Annotated in this window: 13 protein-coding genes; 9 read left to right on the top strand and 4 right to left on the bottom strand. The window is 66.8% G+C overall.

The genetic code is table 11. The features are described 5' to 3' along the window. Positions 1-10: 10 nt before the first annotated feature. Complete coding sequence (locus tag MOQ72_RS19210) at positions 11-1309, bottom strand: ABC transporter substrate-binding protein (RefSeq protein ID WP_242185214.1); 1299 nt, start codon at positions 1307-1309, stop codon at positions 11-13. 727 nt (positions 1310-2036) lie between these two features. On the opposite strand from MOQ72_RS19210, the gene MOQ72_RS19205 reads away from it, so the two are divergent. From MOQ72_RS19205 to MOQ72_RS19165, 9 genes are all read left to right on the top strand, one after another. Next, the gene (locus MOQ72_RS19205) at positions 2037-2636 is read left to right on the top strand and encodes a hypothetical protein (RefSeq protein WP_242185213.1); all 600 of its coding nucleotides are present in this window, start codon (positions 2037-2039) and stop codon (positions 2634-2636) included. A gap of 124 nt (positions 2637-2760) precedes the next feature. Next, entirely contained in the window at positions 2761-3669 is a 909-nt protein-coding gene (locus tag MOQ72_RS19200; protein ID WP_242185212.1) for an NAD(P)-dependent oxidoreductase, read from the top strand. A 48-nt stretch (positions 3670-3717) separates the two neighbouring features. After that, positions 3718-5736: a beta-galactosidase trimerization domain-containing protein gene (locus MOQ72_RS19195; protein WP_242185211.1), complete on the top strand. Its 2019-nt coding sequence runs from the start codon at positions 3718-3720 to the stop codon at positions 5734-5736. A 271-nt stretch (positions 5737-6007) separates the two neighbouring features. Continuing rightward, positions 6008-8125: an alpha-amylase family protein gene (locus MOQ72_RS19190; protein WP_242185210.1), complete on the top strand. Its 2118-nt coding sequence runs from the start codon at positions 6008-6010 to the stop codon at positions 8123-8125. A gap of 152 nt (positions 8126-8277) precedes the next feature. After that, positions 8278-8652 (top strand): MarR family winged helix-turn-helix transcriptional regulator, encoded by a 375-nt coding sequence (locus MOQ72_RS19185; protein WP_242185208.1) that lies wholly within the window; start codon positions 8278-8280, stop codon positions 8650-8652. After that, complete coding sequence (locus tag MOQ72_RS19180; protein ID WP_242185207.1) at positions 8649-9887, top strand: epoxide hydrolase family protein; 1239 nt, start codon at positions 8649-8651, stop codon at positions 9885-9887. Before MOQ72_RS19185 ends, MOQ72_RS19180 begins: the two co-directional genes overlap by 4 nt. 123 nt (positions 9888-10010) lie before the next feature. Further along, complete coding sequence (locus MOQ72_RS19175; RefSeq protein WP_242185206.1) at positions 10011-10895, top strand: SAM-dependent methyltransferase; 885 nt, start codon at positions 10011-10013, stop codon at positions 10893-10895. A 280-nt stretch (positions 10896-11175) separates the two neighbouring features. Then, a complete protein-coding gene (locus MOQ72_RS19170) occupies positions 11176-11613 on the top strand; it encodes a nitroreductase family deazaflavin-dependent oxidoreductase (protein WP_242185205.1) in 438 nt (145 codons plus the stop codon). Between the two features lie 177 nt (positions 11614-11790). Next, the gene (locus MOQ72_RS19165; RefSeq protein ID WP_242185204.1) at positions 11791-12459 is read left to right on the top strand and encodes an MFS transporter; all 669 of its coding nucleotides are present in this window, start codon (positions 11791-11793) and stop codon (positions 12457-12459) included. Between the two features lie 46 nt (positions 12460-12505). Here the strand turns inward: MOQ72_RS19165 and MOQ72_RS19160 are convergent, their stop codons facing one another. From MOQ72_RS19160 to MOQ72_RS19150, 3 genes are read right to left on the bottom strand one after another with little or no spacing between them, the layout of a single operon-like run. Next, the gene (locus tag MOQ72_RS19160; RefSeq protein ID WP_242185203.1) at positions 12506-12856 is read right to left on the bottom strand and encodes a RidA family protein; all 351 of its coding nucleotides are present in this window, start codon (positions 12854-12856) and stop codon (positions 12506-12508) included. Continuing rightward, positions 12853-13863 carry a threonine ammonia-lyase gene (locus MOQ72_RS19155; RefSeq protein ID WP_242185202.1) on the bottom strand — a complete coding sequence of 337 codons (1011 nt, stop codon included), beginning with the start codon at positions 13861-13863 and terminating at the stop codon, positions 12853-12855. Before MOQ72_RS19155 ends, MOQ72_RS19160 begins: the two co-directional genes overlap by 4 nt. Further along, positions 13860-15356 (bottom strand): amidohydrolase family protein, encoded by a 1497-nt coding sequence (locus tag MOQ72_RS19150; protein ID WP_242185201.1) that lies wholly within the window; start codon positions 15354-15356, stop codon positions 13860-13862. The genes MOQ72_RS19155 and MOQ72_RS19150 overlap by 4 nt, the downstream gene beginning before the upstream one ends. Positions 15357-15402 lie beyond the last annotated feature (46 nt).

Below are 15402 nucleotides of genomic sequence, written 5' to 3'. Positions count from 1 at the left end.
GGTGGCCATGTCACTGCGCGCGTTCGATACCGGCGTTGATCTCGTCTATCAAGGTCTTGGCACCGTCGGTGACGTTGGTGCGGCCCAACGCGATCCCCTCGCAGACGCGGGACATCGCGGTTCGCCAGGTGCTGGATCCGGGCGGCGCCTCGTACCGAGGCTTGCGCTCGACGGCCCGGTCGCTCTGCACGACGGCGAGCATCTCCTTCTCGTTGGGATTGGCGTTGGGCAGCACTTCTTGCGCGATCTTGGGGTTCACCGGTGCCCCCATCGTCATGCCGACCGTCCGCAGCATCGCGATGTCGTTCGTGTTGTAGTTGATCATCCTGCCGGCGGCTTCGACCTTCTCGTCGTCGATGCCCCGGTAGATGGCCATGCGCGGGAAGTACAGGAACTTGTGGCCGGACGCGGCGCCTGGTGCGGTGGGCGCGGGGCGCAGCCGGAACGTGTAGTCGGGGAACATCGTGGCTTCGTCGATGATGTGGTTGGAGTTGCCGAAGTTCAGCAGCACCTTGTCACCGACGAGCTCCCAGTCCGGGTCCATGCCCTCCTGCTCGCTGATCGACAGGGTCGCGCCACCCTGGCGCAGCTTCTCCCACCAGTCCAGCCAGCTCGCCAGGCCGTCCACGGTCCAACCGAGCCTGCCGTCTTCGGTCCACAGCTGTTCGCCGCGCTGCCTCAGCCAAGCCTCGAAGGGGAGATCGCCGTGCGGCGTGTACGGCAAGCCCTTGCGCTTGGCGGCATTGTTCTTGCTGTAGTCGAGCAGCAGTTGGGCCAGCGCGTCCCAGGTCCAGCCCGGTCCTTCGGTGGGAATCGTGACGCCGTCCTGGTCGGCGAAGGTCTCGTTGTAGCGGACTACGGGAACGAAGACGCCGAAGGGCATCGTGTTCAGCTCGCCGCCGATCTTGAACGACTCGACCTCTTGCGGGGCGTAGGCCGACAGGTCGAGCGTCGGGATGTCGTCGAGTTTCCGGTACAGCTTGCTCTTGTGGTACGTCAGCACCTGCGGTGAGGCGATCCAGAAGATGTCCGGCACCTCGCGAGCGGCGATCTGCGTCGTCATCCGCTCCTGGAACGCGTTGTACTCGGCGAACTCCGGCTGGACGAGGATGTCCGGGTGGGCCTGGCTGAACTGCTTCAGCGCCTCGGTGTAGTTGCGCTGGCGGATGTTGTCACCCCAGCCCCCGTAGCGCAGCGCGAGTTCGCCGCTCGCGGAGTCGCTGCCGCAACCGGCCATCGCGACCGAGGAAAGCCCGGCCGCCGAAAGCATCGCGAATTGGAGGAATCTCCGCCGATCAACTCTGATCATTCCGCTCCCCTTCCTTGGGGGTGGCCGGTGCGGGCGTACCGGGTACTGCGATCGGCTGACATTGTTAGATCGGAATGACATGACAGTCAAGACATCATGAATAGTTGTTAGACAATTATTCCCCCGGAGTAGTCGGCATCACCGCAGCGCGACGCGGACTTCGGGCCGCTCGATCCCGTGCCGCTGTCCTGCCTGCGGGGCGGGTGCCGCAGCTGGTCGGCTCCTGCCCGCTCTCTCCGATGTGATTGTTAGACAAGATTGCATGATGGGCAAGAGGTGGCTAGTCTCTGGCGAGCGCCGAGGACGCCTCCGATGGAGTGTTCGTCGGGGGCGAATCCGCTGTGCAGCAAGGGTATTTCACATCAACCCGATCTGATCGCAGTGCTGTGGATCTCGTCGAGGAGTCCTTCGTGAATAACCGGCAATTACCGTGGTACTGACGTGTGCTGAGGTGGGGGCAGACCAACCTCACCGAGGTAGATCCGGTTCGCTACGACGCGGGTTTCTGGCGTGCGCACTGGCGCACGACGTCGGTCCAAGGGCTGATCGTCAACGCGGGTGGGATCGTGGCCTACTACCCGAGCGACCTGCCCCTGCAGCATCGCGCCGAACACCTCGGAGACCGCGATCTCTTCGGGGAAATCGTCGAGGACGCGCGCCGTGCCGGTACGCGGTCCACGGACCGTCCACAGGAGACGAACCGACTATCAACGGCGACCGCCACGAGGTGTTGGACGGCCTCGATGACACCGACATCGTCGCTTTCGGGGGACGATTGGAGGAAGTCGTCGCGGACGCGGAGGCCATCGTCCCACTCACCTTCATCCCCGCATTCCCGATCTTTCCGCCCGAGACATCGTGGATGCGGCAGTCCGCGACCGACCACCCGGCGCTCGTGCTGCCTCCAGTGGCCCAGAGCGCGGGCCGAGTGGCCTACCGCGCGAGCGACCTGGACCGCTGCCTCGGACGCGACGACCAACGCGATCATGCAACGCTGCTCGCCAACATCGTCCGGTGGGCGGTCGGCGAGGACATGCCGTTGGCGGTGTCGGGCCCCGGCTTGGTCGACTGCAACCTCTACCGGCAGAACGCCAGGAGAATCCTCCACCTGGGAAACGTGGGTGCCACCAGTCCGATCCCCGGACGCCAAGCCGATTTGGTGCCGGTCGGGCCGCTGCAAGTGCGGGTACGAGCGGACATGCCGGATGGCGACACCAAGATTCGCTTGCTCGTCGCGGAAACCGATGTGCCAGCCAACGCCTCGGACGGCTGGGTTTCGTTCACCGTGCCGCGGATCGTCGACCACGAAGTGGCGGTCATCGGGTGAGCGTGTCCCGGATCAATCGGTGGAAAGTCGCGGCGAGTCGCCGCGAACGTGATCGCCTGAGGGTGTAATACATGAACCGTTGACAGACAATCTTCACTGGGAAAGACTTCCTGCACACCACCTGATGACGGAGGTATACGACGACATGGCGGTGATCGGATTCGTAGGTCCGGGTGTGATGGGCCGACCGATGGCAGCCAACCTGGTCGCAGCGGGGCACGAAGTCCGGGTTTACGGCCGATCCCCGGAGTCGCGCGTGCGCGCCGAATCCACCGGCGGCATCGTCGCCGACTCGGTTCGCGATGCCTGCGCTGGCGCCGAGGTCGTCTGCACGATGCTGCCCGACGGCCCGGCGGTGCTCGGCGCCATCTCTGGAGACGACGGAGTGCTGGCGTCGATGACCCGTGGCGCGGTGCTCGTCGACCACAGCACGATCAGCCCGGCCGAAGCGGTCGAAGTCCACGAGTCCGCGGCCGCCGCTGGCATCCGGTGCCTCGATGCGCCGGTCAGCGGTGGCGAGGCCGGTGCGGTCGAGGGCGCGCTGTCCATCATGGTCGGCGGTGCGCAGGAGACCCTCGACGAGGTCCGACCGCTGCTGGAAGCGATGGGCACGACCGTGGTGCGGGTGGGCGGGGCAGGTGCGGGCCAGGTGGTCAAAGCCGCCAACCAGCTCATGGTGGCTGGCCACATCCAGATGCTCGCCGAAGCGCTCGTGTTCCTGCGCGCGCACGGAACAGATCTGTCCAGCGCGCTCGACGTGCTCGGCGGTGGCCTGGCGGGCAGCACCGTGTTGCAGCGCAAGCGCGCCGCGATGCTGAGCGGCGATTTCACCCCTGGGTTCCGGATCGCGTTGCACGACAAGGACCTCGGCATCGTCAGTGCCGCGATGCGGGAACAGGGGCTCGCCCTGCCAGCCACCGCACTGCTGACCTCGCTCGTCGCCGCCGTGCGGGCGCGAGGTGGGGCCGACCTGGACCACTCCGCTCTCTACGGGCTGACCCTGGATCTCAACGGAATGGCGGCGACGGACTGAACCGGGCCGGGCGGGCCGTCACCAACCGCTGAACGGGAAGGAACCGACGTGGACAGTGACGGTGTGCGCACGGCGACAACCGATCTGTGGTGGCAGCGCCCGTTCCGGATGTTCCAGACCAACATCCGGGAGATCGATGCTGGCCTCGACGTGGCGCGGGTGCTCGACCAGATCGAGGACTACGGCGCGGACGCCTGGCTGCTGAGCGTTGGCGGGATCATCTCCAACTACCCGACGAGGTTGCCGCACCAGAGCCCGAATCCAGTGCTGACCGAGCGCGCCTCGGGCGATCTGCTCGGTGATGCGCTGGCCGCGGCGCACGCCCGCGGCGTGCGGGTGCTGGCGCGGATGGACTTCTCCAAGGTCGCCCGGCCGATCGCGGAGGCCCACCCGGAGTGGTGCTACCTAGCCCCCGACGGTTCCCGCCAGGTCTACAACGGACTGACCAGTGTGTGCCCGAGTGGGGTCTACTACCAGGAGAAGGTCGTCGAGGTGCTCGGGGAGATCCTCGGCTCGTACGAGCCGGACGGGTTCTTCTTCAACTGGATGAGCTACAACGAGGTCGACTACGCCAAGCGGTACCGGGGTGTGTGCCAGTGCCTGTCCTGCCGGGCGGCGTTCGGCCCAGAACTCGGGGGCACCCTGCCGACCGGGCCGGACTCGCCCGGCTATGCGCGGTGGCAGCGGCTGACCAGCGCCGCCCTGGAGACCCTGCTGGGCCGGATCCGCGAATTCATCGCCGCCCGGCGTCCCGAGGCGCCGCTGGTCATGGGGAACACCGCGGACATCGTCTTCCACGAGGCGAACAACGCGATCGGTCGGCCGCTGTGGCCGCACCGGACTTCCGAGCACGTCAGCGCGGCCCGCAGCTACCATCCCCAGGTGCCGGTGCTGGTCAACTGCGTGGCGTTCCTGGACATGCCGTACCGGTTGGTGAGCGAGGAGCCGCGGCTGTTCGAGCAGTACCTGCTGCAGGCGGTCGCGCGCGGCGCCATCCCGTCGACCTACATCATGGGCACGCCGGACGAATTCGACTACGAGTGCCTGCCCGCGGGTTCGCGGGTGGTCCGGTTCCACCGCGACCACCAAGACGTCTACACCGGCTTGGTCCCTGCCGCGCGCACCGCGCTGGTCCGGCCGGATCCGCTCAAGCCGACGGCGTCCGACCCCGTGCACACCGAGGCGGAGTTCCGCGGCGCTTGGACCGCGCTGCTCGAACGGCACATCCCGTTCGACGCGCTGCCCGAGAACCGGCTCGCCGAGCTCGGTCGGTCCCGCGCGCTCGACCGCTACGCCCTGCTGGTGCTGCCCGACCTCGGAGTGCTGGAAGAAACGGTGGCGCGGGAGCTCGATGCGTACGTGCAGCGGGGTGGATCGCTGCTCGTCACCGGTTCCACGGGTCTCGACGCCGAACGGGCGCAACTGGAATCGGTCGGGGTCGCCGAGCGATTGGTCACCATGGACACGCCGGAGATGACTTGGTCTTCGGCTGTGGTGCGCGAGGATTCCTCGGCCGTGCTGCCGATGCTCGGTGCCTTCCACGTCGTGCGGGCGAGGGCGGGCGCCGAGGCGCGGATGTCGGTGCTGTCCCGTGCGCCGTACGGGCCCCCGGAGAAGTGCTACGGCCACCTGCCGCTGGACCACCCGGCGCGGCTGGACTTCGCGCACGGCGCTGGCCGGACCATCGCGCTGCCGTGGACGCCCGGCCGTGCCTACCGAGACGTCGGCCTCGGCGGGCTCGGTGCTGTCCTCGCCGATTCGGCCCGCGAACTCCTCGGTGACCGGCTTGAGATCGACACGGATCTGCCCGCCCAGGTGGAAGTCGTCGTGGGACGCTCGGACGCTGGCCTCGTGATCCACCTGCGCAACCTGACCGGACTTCGCCACCAGTCCTTCGGCGACCCCGTCACCATCTCGGCGGGACACCAGATCACGTTGCGCGGCAACGATATCTCCGCAGCGCGAACGCTGGTGGCGGGAGCCGAGCCGAGCAGCGAGTCCGGTGACGGCCGCATCACCATCGAGCTGCCCGAGATCGGGCTGTTCGAAGTCCTCGTCCTTTCCTGAGCGCGGGGAGCTGCGACGGGCTGCCCGTCTCTCTCCAGGTGACGCTTCAACGGCCTCACCCGATCGACCGCAGGCCGTCCACTTCGGAATGTCTTGCCGCAGGCGGATTTCCCCGCATGCGGATCTGGTCTGCCGCTTCTGGAATTCATGTATGACTTGTAAGATTGTCTAGCAAGTAAGAACTCGCGCTGATTGGGTGTGACGGGGGTGGTCGTGCGGCGTGCGCCGCTGCGAGCCGATCCGCGCACTCTCCAAGAGCAAGGAGGCTGGGATGACGATCGAGGCTCCCGTGGCGGGCGACGTGGCGAACGCTGACGAGCCGTGGTTCCGCCGGGCACGTCGCTGGACGCAGCTCACGTTCGCCGAGGACAACCCCTTGCACTTCGACCGGGAATTCTGGGTCGACGTCATGCGCCGGACGCGCTCGAACGGCGCGTGCATCAGCGCTGGTGGATACATCGCGTACTACCCGACGCAGGTGCCTTTCCACTACCGGAGCAGGCACCTGGGGGATCTGGACCTGTTCGGGATGGTGAACGAGGACGCGCGCCGACTCGGAATGGGTGTCATGGCGCGGGTCGATCCGCACGCCATCCATGCAGACGCCGCCGAGGCGCACCCGGAGTGGATCGCACGGGACGAGCACGGCCAGCCCATCGAGCACTGGGCCTTCCCCGGTATCTGGTTGACATGCCCGTTCAGCACCTACTACAGCGAGTTCGTCGTGGAGGTGACGCGGGAGATCGTGCGCCAGTACGGCGTCGACGCGATTTTCGCGAACCGGTGGGAGGGCAGCGCGGTCATCTCCTACAGCGACGGCGCGCGGCGGCAATACCGCGCCGCCACCGGACACGAGCTGCCCACCGGTTCGGACCGCACCACGCCGGAGTGGGCCGAGTTCTTCGCCTGGCGCAGCGACCACCTCAGCCGCCAGATCGTCGAGTGGGACCGCGCGGTGCGGGAGATAAACCCGAAGGGGAACTTCATCCCCAACCGCGGCAGTCGGCTCACCCGCGATCTCAACGCCGAGCTGATCAAGCACATGTACCCGGCGTTCTTCGTCGACAAGCAGGGGCGTTCGCCGGGTGAACCCATCTGGATAGCAGGGCGGGTGGGCAAACGCGCCCGCGGCATGTACCCGGATCGGCCGGTGAGCCTGATCAGTTCGGTCGGCCCGGAGATCCGCCACCGCTGGAAGGACTCGGTCGCCGCCGGGCCGGAGTTGGAGGCGTGGATCGTGGACGGTTTCGTCCACGGTGCGCTGCCGTGGTTCACGAAGTTCAACGCGCGCGTTACCGACCGGCGATGGGTGGAACCGATCGCCCATGCCTTCGAACTCCACGCTCGCGCCGAGCAACTGTACGGGGACAAGACACCCACTGCCCGCGTCGCCCTGCTCGACTCCGCCTCGCCGTTGACCGCTCGTTCCGCGCTGAACGCTCACACCGGAGAAGACGCAGCCGAGAACGGACTTTGCCAAGCATTGATCGAAGCGCGCATCCCGTTCGAGTTCCTCGACGCCGACTCGGCCACCGAAGATCGGATCCGGGCGTTCTCCGTCGTCGTGACCCCGGCGAGCGCGGACCTCAGCGCGGAACAGGTCGCCCTGCTGCACGACTTCGTCACCGCTGGCGGCAGCGTCATCGCGGACTCGGATGCCCTGCGCGGCGAGGACGGATCGACGAACGGACTGGCCGACCTGTTCGGCGTCGAGGTGACCGGCGCGACGCGGCACGAGGTGCGGAACAACTACGTGGCAGTAATGGATGCGGCGCATGAGGTCGCCGCACCGTTCGCACCCGCCAACCGCATCGTAGGGGGTAGCTCGATCGTCCCGATCGAGGTGACTTCTGGAGTCGCCGTGCCCTTCCGGTTCATCCCGGATTTCCCCGACGTGCCAATGGAAGAGGTCTACCCCCGCGAGGCCCCACGCGATCCGGCTGTCGCCCTCCGGCGGCACGCCGGGGGCGGTCGGACCGCCTACACCGCATTCAACCTCTCGGCGTTGTTCTGGGAGACGTTGCAGTCGGATCACGCCGAACTCCTGGCGGCGCTCGTGCGCTGGGCTCTCGACGGGGACGAGCCGGTGGCAGTGACCGGTGACGGTCTGGTCGACATCGCCGTCCGCGAATCAAACCGCGGTGTGGCCGTGTCGATCGTCAACCTCGACAACCCCAAGGCCATGCGAGGCCAGATGCGCGCGTTCCAGCCGATCGGCGAGCAGACGGTGACTGTCCGGGCGCCCGAGTCGGCCACGTCGGCGACGGTCCGCACCCTCAGCGACCCGAACCCGACCGAGATCGGCATCAACGCAGGCGCCATCGAGGTCACCGTGCCCGGCGTCGAACTCCTCGAAGTAGTCGAGGTCACCTGGGCCGGGGCGCCCTAGTCGTACTTTCCCTGGAGGTTGCGAACCGATCGTAGAGTTAGATCGAAGATTGATATAGTGTCGGCATGGATGCAGTCCGTGCCGTAGAGCGGCTGACCCGCTCCATCGAGGACTTCAACTCGTTGTTCATCCGACTTCCAGCCTCGGGTCGGTTGAACTTCTCTGCGCTCTCGGTGCTGCACACCCTGTCGAGGGTGGGGCCGTGTCGGCTGAGTGACCTGGTCAGGACGGAGCAGATCAAGCAACCGGCGCTCACGTCGGCGGTAGCGAAGTTGGAACGCGACGGACTTGTCGAACGCAGGCCCGATCCGTCTGACGGGCGGGCCTCGATGTTGTCTCTCACCGCGGATGGTCAGTCGATTGTGTCCCGACGCCATGCCGATCGTGCGGAGCGGCTGCGCAGTCTCATTGATCGACTCTCGCCTGCTGACCGCACGCGGCTGCTGAGCATCGCGGGCGTGCTCGACCAGATCGTTCAGCTCGCCAACGAGCAAGACGGAAAACCCGATGAAGGAGCGGGGAAGTGAGCACAAGCGTGAACGCACTATCGCCGACGCCGATCGCCATTGAGGAGCGGGTTCTCGAAGATCTGCGGTCGCGGCTGCGCGCGACGATCTGGCCGGAAGATGACGGGAACGAGGACGGGCGGTACGGCGTCCCCAGGGCCTTGCTCCAGGAGCTGGCGCAGTACTGGGCCGAGGAGTACGACTGGCGAGCCGCCGAGCGAGCGATGAACGCCTACGAGCACTACCTGGTTGATGTGTCCGGCACACGCGTTCACTTCATGCGCAAGCCGGGCGTCGGGCCCGATCCCACCCCGCTGATCCTCAGCCATGGGTGGCCCTGGACCTTCTGGCACTGGTCGAAAGTCGTCGACCGGCTCGCAGACCCGGCCGCATTCGGTAGCGACCCGGCGGAAGCTTTCGAGGTGATCGTCCCGTCATTGCCGGGCTTCGGGTATTCGACACCCACCCAGCCGGACATGAACTTCTGGAAGATCGCGGACGTCTGGCACGAACTGATGACCCAGACGCTCGGCCATACCCGGTACGCCGCGGCGGGTTGCGACGTCGGTGCCCTCGTCACGGGACAGCTCGGTCACAAGTACGCCGACGAGCTGTACGGCATCCACATCGGATCAGCCCTGAAACTCGACCTGTTCACCGGCGACCGCGCGTGGGATTTCTCCGGTGGCCGACCCATCCCGCCCGAGCTACCCGATGAACTGCGGCAGAGACTGGTCGAAATCGAGCGACGGTTCGCTGTGCACCTCGCCGCACACGTGCTCGCTCCGAGCACACTCGGGTACGGATTGGCCGACTCCCCGGTCGGCATGCTGGCCTGGATCCTCGAACGATGGATGAACTGGTCCGACGACGGCGGAGACATCTACACCGTGTTCACCCGCGACGACCTGCTCACCCACGCAACGATCTACTGGACCGGCAACGCCATCGCCAGCTCGATCCGCACGTACGCCAACAACAATCGATACCCCTGGGCGCCCTCCCACGACCGGACGCCAGTCATCGAGGCACCGACCGGGATCACGTTCGTCGACTACGAGAACCCGCCGGGAATCAACAGCTCGAAAGAGCGCATCGAGTCGTTTCTGGCGAGCGACCGCACCGCTTGGTACAACCACGTCAACATCGCCGCCCACCCCAACGGCGGCCACTTCATCCCCTGGGAAATCCCGGAACAATGGACCACCGACCTGGTCCAGACCTTCAAGTCGCAGCTCGCCCCGCCACCAGCGTGAACACCACCCACTCCAACGCACCGCCGACCCCCGGAGGCAGACGGCTTTCAGCAGTTCCCCATGCGCATGAGGGGGTCGTGAGTGCGAAAACGGGCTGGAACCGGCTTTCGCGCTCACGACCCGGTGCGTGATCTGCGACCGCTCGACACCGCGCCGTTCACGGCACTCGGTCGTGCGATCATCAACTACATGAACGCCGAGCCGTCCGTGCCCCACATAGACCACACCGTTCCCAGCGTCGCCCGTGGATACGACCACTGGTTGGGTGGCAAGGACAACTTCGAGGTCGATCGACAGGTCCTCGCGGCCGTGGAAGCGATCGTGCCCGAAGCCCGACCGCTCGCCGTGGAAAACAGGAAATGGCTGATCAGGGTCACCCGGTTCTTGAGCTTGCACGCCGGAATCGACCAGTTCCTCGACTGCGGGTGCGGGTTGCCGACGATGCAGAACGTGCACCAGGTCGCCCAGCACAACAACCCGGAAGCCGCCGTGGTCTACGTCGACAACGACCCCACGGTCGCCGTCCACGCCCGAGCCCTGCTGGAAGACAACGATCGCACCCATTTCTGCGTGAAAGACCTGCGGGAACCCGAGGAGCTGCTACGCGACCCGGTGGTCACGCGGTCCCTGGACCTCGACCGGCCGATCGGCCTCATCCACGCGGGCACGCTGCACCACGTGTCCGACGAGCACAATCCCCACGACATCATGCAGCAGTACATCAGCGCGCTCGCCCCAGGCTCGTACGTGGCCATCTCGCACTTCAGTTGGCCGCCGGATTCCGACCACCACCGCGACATGGCCCGCGAGATCGAGAAGACGTTGCACGAGAAAGTGCAGTCCTGCTGGTGGCGCAGCAATGACCAGGTCGAAGGATTCTTCGACGGCCTCGAACTGCTGGAACCTGGTCTCGTCCCAACGGTGGACTGGTGGCCCGACGGTCCGCCGCTGACGCCGACGGCCGAAATCACCAACCTCATCTACGGCGCCGTCGGCGTCAAGCGCTGAAACCGACCACAGCCGAGAACGTCTGCGCTCGTCTGCGAGGTTCGTCCACCATGCGGGGCGCGACTCCGAACTCCAGTGCCGTCCGCCCTTCTGCCACCGGACCTGAGCTGTGGAGCACGAGTCCGCAGTCAGCGGTTAGCCGCTCCCTGTCGTCGCAGCGGCTGTGCCCTCGGGTCCGATCATGATCAGCGAGTTATCGTGGGCTCGGCGGAGTCGATCGGCTCTTGGCTGATCAACCGCCCTTTGGAAATGGGCGAAAGCGCCGAAAGGAGTGTCCAAGGTGGATGAATCAGGCAAGGACGTGGAGTTCAGCCCGACGGACTGGGTGCGTGACCAGACGGGGAAGATCCTGGAGACCGGGACCACCGCGGGCATCGAGATCCTGGGGTCGCCGGTCGTGCTGCTGACGCTGCGCGGCGCGCGGAGCGGCAAGCTGCGCTACACCCCCGTGATGCGGGTGGAGCACGGCGGCAGCTATGCCGTCGTTGCGTCGAAGGGTGGCGCCCCGACGCATCCCACCTGGTACTACAACATCAAGGCACATCCCGAGATCACGCTGCAGGACGGGACCACGACCAAGAACTACGTCGCTCGCGAGGTCGACGGAGCCGAACGAGCCGAGTGGTGGGAGCGGGCCGTGGCCGCCTACCCGTCGTACGCCGAGTACCAGGAGAAGACCGACCGGCAGATCCCCGTGTTCGTGCTCGACCCCAAATGACGGGCTAGGGCGGGCTAAGGCCTGTTCCGGAAGTGGATCAACGGGATGATCCACTTCCGGGGTGATCTCGGGGTGTCGGGCATGGGTGTCCAGGATTCCGCGGGAGCCGGTTGGTCGTGCCCGCGAAGTTCACGCGGAATATGGCATTAGTTGATCAAAGAGGTCTATGGTTGGCGCATGCCCGTTGCACCGCCAGAGCGGAATGACGCACCCTCGAATGAAGGTCACCCCTGGTGGACGCTGATCGGGCCCGGATTTGCCGCGATTATCGGCCTGTTCATGCTGACCGCGGTCTACCGCGCCGATTTGATCTCTCCCGTTCAAATGGGTCTTGGTTTGTCGGGCCCGGAGTTCCTGATGATGGGCATCGTCGCGTATCTGATCGCGGCCGCGATCGCCTTTCCGCTCGGATTCCGGCTCGGCGTGCGTTTCCTGATGGCGGTGACCTTGCCTGCGATCGGCGTCATGTTCATCGGTGTGCTGCTGATCGCGTTCAGCGGTGGCGCTGGCATGTTCCTGGTAGGGCGTGTGCTCACCGGGCTCGGCGCGGGCGCGGCTATCGGAGCGACCACGGCGTTGGTGCGGGGGATCAAGGAACAGCGGAACATCGTGGCCGCAGTGGTGGCGGCTCTTGGTGTCCTGGCTGTGGTGGTCGCCCCGTTCATCAATCAAGTGATTTCGGGCGCGCTCAGTTTTCGCTGGACGTTTCTGGCGGCCGTGCCGTTCTTGTTCGCTGCGCTGATCGCCAGTGCCGTCATCGGGATCGTGCAGTTCGTCGTGGCCAAGCGCCCCGCCCAGCCGGGCCCATATGGCATGCCCTATCCGTCGCCGGGACCTCAGCGCTGAACCGAAACGGGGAGCGGTCGACTCCGCTCCCCGTCACCGACGCGGGTCAGTGCGCTCTGGCGACCGCGTCGATCTCGACGATGCTCTGGTAGGGCAGTTCGTGGACACCGATCACCGTGCGGGCCGGTCGGGGATCCTGCCAGAGGTCGAGGAACTGCTGGTTGGCCGCGTCGCGCAACGCGATGTCGGTGACGTAGTAGGTCACCTTGACCACGTCGGCGAGGTCGGCACCGACCGTGGCCATCCGCTTCTTCATGTTCTCGACCGCCGCATCCAGCGCCGCCCGGCCGTCCGCGACCACGGTGCCGTCTTCCAACACCGGCAGGGAGCCCGAGACGAAGACGAGGCCACCCGCGACGACGGCTTGGCTGTACGGGTGTTGCGGATCAGTGCTCATGGATGGGCTCCCTGCTGGTCGTGGTCGAACTGTTCGGTCTCGGTTCCGTCGAGCAACACCTTGGCCAGCAGCCTGGGGTCGGCCGAGCCACCACTGAGGATGGCGACGTGCTTGCCGGTCGTGGGCAACCGGTTGTCGGCGGCGAGGTAGGCGGCGAACGCTACCGCGCCGCTGGGTTCGGCCACCAAACGCGCGTCGAGCGCGAGACGGCGCATAGCGTGCAGGATCTCGTCCTCCGCGACCGTCACGATCCCGTCCAGGTAGCGTCGGACGTGCTCCCAGGGCAGCACGCCCAGGCCGGTGGTCCGCAGTCCGTCGGCCACCGTTCGGTAGGTCGCCTCCGGCTCCCAGACCACCCGGCGCTGCTCCCGCAGGCTCTGCGCGGCGTCCGAGGCGAGCTCCGGCTCGACGCCGATGACCAGCGTCTCGGGACGCAACGCCTTGATCGCGGTGGCCACCCCGGAGGACAGCCCGCCGCCGCTGACCGGCACGAGCACCACATCGGCGTCCGGCAGATCGGCCATGATCTCCAGGCCCACGGTGCCCTGGCCAGCGATGATGTGCGCGTCGTCGTACGGGGGCACCGGGACGTAGCCGTGTTCGTCGGCCAGCTCGAATGCGCGGGTGTCCCGCTGGTGCGGTGGCACGATCACGATCTCGGCGCCCAGTCGCTCGACCGCGGCCACCTTGTTCGGCGGTGTGGTGTCGGGCATGACGATCACCGCGCGCAGCCCGAGTCGGCGGGCGATCCAGGCGACCGCCCTGGCGTGGTTCCCGCTGGAGTGGGCGACCACGCCGCGCTCGTGTGCTTGCGGCAGCAGGATGCTGATCTTGTTGTACGCACCGCGCAGCTTGAACGCCGAGGTCGGCTGAAGCGACTCGGGTTTGATCCACAGCGGTCGGTCCGGTTCGGCGGAGTCGAAGGGCAGCAACGGGGTGCGCAGCGCGGCCGAGGAAATCCGCTCGCTCGCGGCGCGGATATCGGCCAAGGTCACCAGTTCGGTCATCCGAGTCGTCCCTTCACAGCCTTGCCCGGCCTGGCCTCCGGCAGGAGTTGGCCGCCACGGATCACGAATTCGCCGCCGACGAGCAGATGATCGACGCCCACCGACGGATGCCAGGGCTCTTCGTGGGTCGCCCGGTCGGAAATCGCGGCGAGGTCGAACACCACCAGATCGGCGTCAGCGCCCACCTGCACGCGCCCCTTCCGGCGCATCTGCGGTGCCACCCCCGCCAATACCGTGGCGGGCTGCAGGGTGCAGCGCCGCACCGCTTCGAGCAGGGACAGCAGGCCCAGTTCGCGCACCATCGTGCCCAGGAACCGGCAGAAGGTTCCGCTGGTTCGCGGGTGCGCGGAGGATCTGGGTGGCAGTGGCCAGGCGTCTTCGACGAGTTCGCCGTCCGGGGAGGCGAACGGGATCGCGTCCGATGCGATCGCGGTGTCCGGCAGCAGCAGCGACCGCTGGAGCACCGACCAGTCGTCCGGGTCGTTCTCGTCGAGGTAGTGGATGGCGACCATGGCGCCGGGGTCGGTCCGTTGGATCTCCAGCAGCCTCGCGTCGTCCCTCGGCCGCTCACCGGTGCACAGCAGAACCAGGTTGCTCGGCTTGATACCCAACCTGGGCAGGTTGTCCGGGTGCAGGAAGGGCACGCCGATGGTCGTCATCCCGGCCCCGTACGGGTAGGCCTCGGTGGTCACCCGCAAGCCGTGCTCCCGAGCACCGGCCACCACCGCGCCGACTTCGTCGATGGCGCGCAACGAAGTGCTGTTGATGTGGCAGAGGTGCATGTGCGCGTTCGTGCCGGAGGCGGCGGCGACCACCTCGGCGATCCCCTCCAAGGCCGTTTCCGGATCATCCGGGTTCTTGAACCGCGCGTGGGTGAACGTCGGCACGTCGTACCTCGCGGCGAGCCGCGCCAGCTGGAAGTACTCGTTGCGCCCGGTCTGTGGCGCGTAACCGAGCAGCACACCGATGCCGAGCGCACCCTGGTGCAGTTGGTCCTCCACCTCGGCGAGGACCAGTTCGAGTTCCGTCCGGCTGGCCCTGTCGCGCCAGCGCGGTCCACCGCAGAACTCGGCGAAGCCCTCGAAGCCGCCAACGGGTTCGACGCCGTCGAACACCCGCATCCTGGCCATCGCCCAGGACGCGGCGTAGCCGAAGTTGATCGGACGTCCCTCGTCGCCCGCCCGCTCGTACACTCGGCGCACCGGCGCCGCGCCGGACTCCAGCTCCAACGCCGTGGTGACCCCGTCCAATGCCTGCATCCGCAACGAGGACACGGTCTGCGCGTGGCTGTGCAGGTCGATGAAGCCCGGTGCCAGAACCCTCCCGGACACGTCGAGCGTCTTCCGCGCCGGTACTGGTTCGGAGGACACCGAGGTGATTCGCCCGTCGGTCACCCCGACGTGGCGAACCGCGTCGAGTCCGGTCTCCGGATCCAATACGCGAGCGCCGTTGAACAGGACGTCGCACTCGGCGACCTCTGTCGGTGCGGTCACTGGCACAACTCCTTGCAGCGGTGAGTTTCGTGCTCAATCATCGGGC

The sequence above is a fragment of the Saccharopolyspora soli genome (assembly GCF_022678645.1).
In the GTDB taxonomy this organism is placed as follows: Bacteria; Actinomycetota; Actinomycetes; order Mycobacteriales; family Pseudonocardiaceae; genus Saccharopolyspora; species Saccharopolyspora soli.
The sequence above is the reverse complement of the archived record's forward strand: the minus strand, read 5'-3'. Positions and strand labels throughout refer to the sequence as shown.

Coding starts and splice junctions, on each gene's coding strand:
- MOQ72_RS19210 (WP_242185214.1), bottom strand. CDS start 1,309: ATGATCAGAGTTGATCGGCGGAGATTCCTCCAATTCGCGATGCTTTCG.
- MOQ72_RS19200 (WP_242185212.1), top strand. CDS start 2,761: ATGACGGAGGTATACGACGACATGGCGGTGATCGGATTCGTAGGTCCG.
- MOQ72_RS19190 (WP_242185210.1), top strand. CDS start 6,008: ATGACGATCGAGGCTCCCGTGGCGGGCGACGTGGCGAACGCTGACGAG.
- MOQ72_RS19165 (WP_242185204.1), top strand. CDS start 11,791: ATGCCCGTTGCACCGCCAGAGCGGAATGACGCACCCTCGAATGAAGGT.
- MOQ72_RS19160 (WP_242185203.1), bottom strand. CDS start 12,856: ATGAGCACTGATCCGCAACACCCGTACAGCCAAGCCGTCGTCGCGGGT.
- MOQ72_RS19155 (WP_242185202.1), bottom strand. CDS start 13,863: ATGACCGAACTGGTGACCTTGGCCGATATCCGCGCCGCGAGCGAGCGG.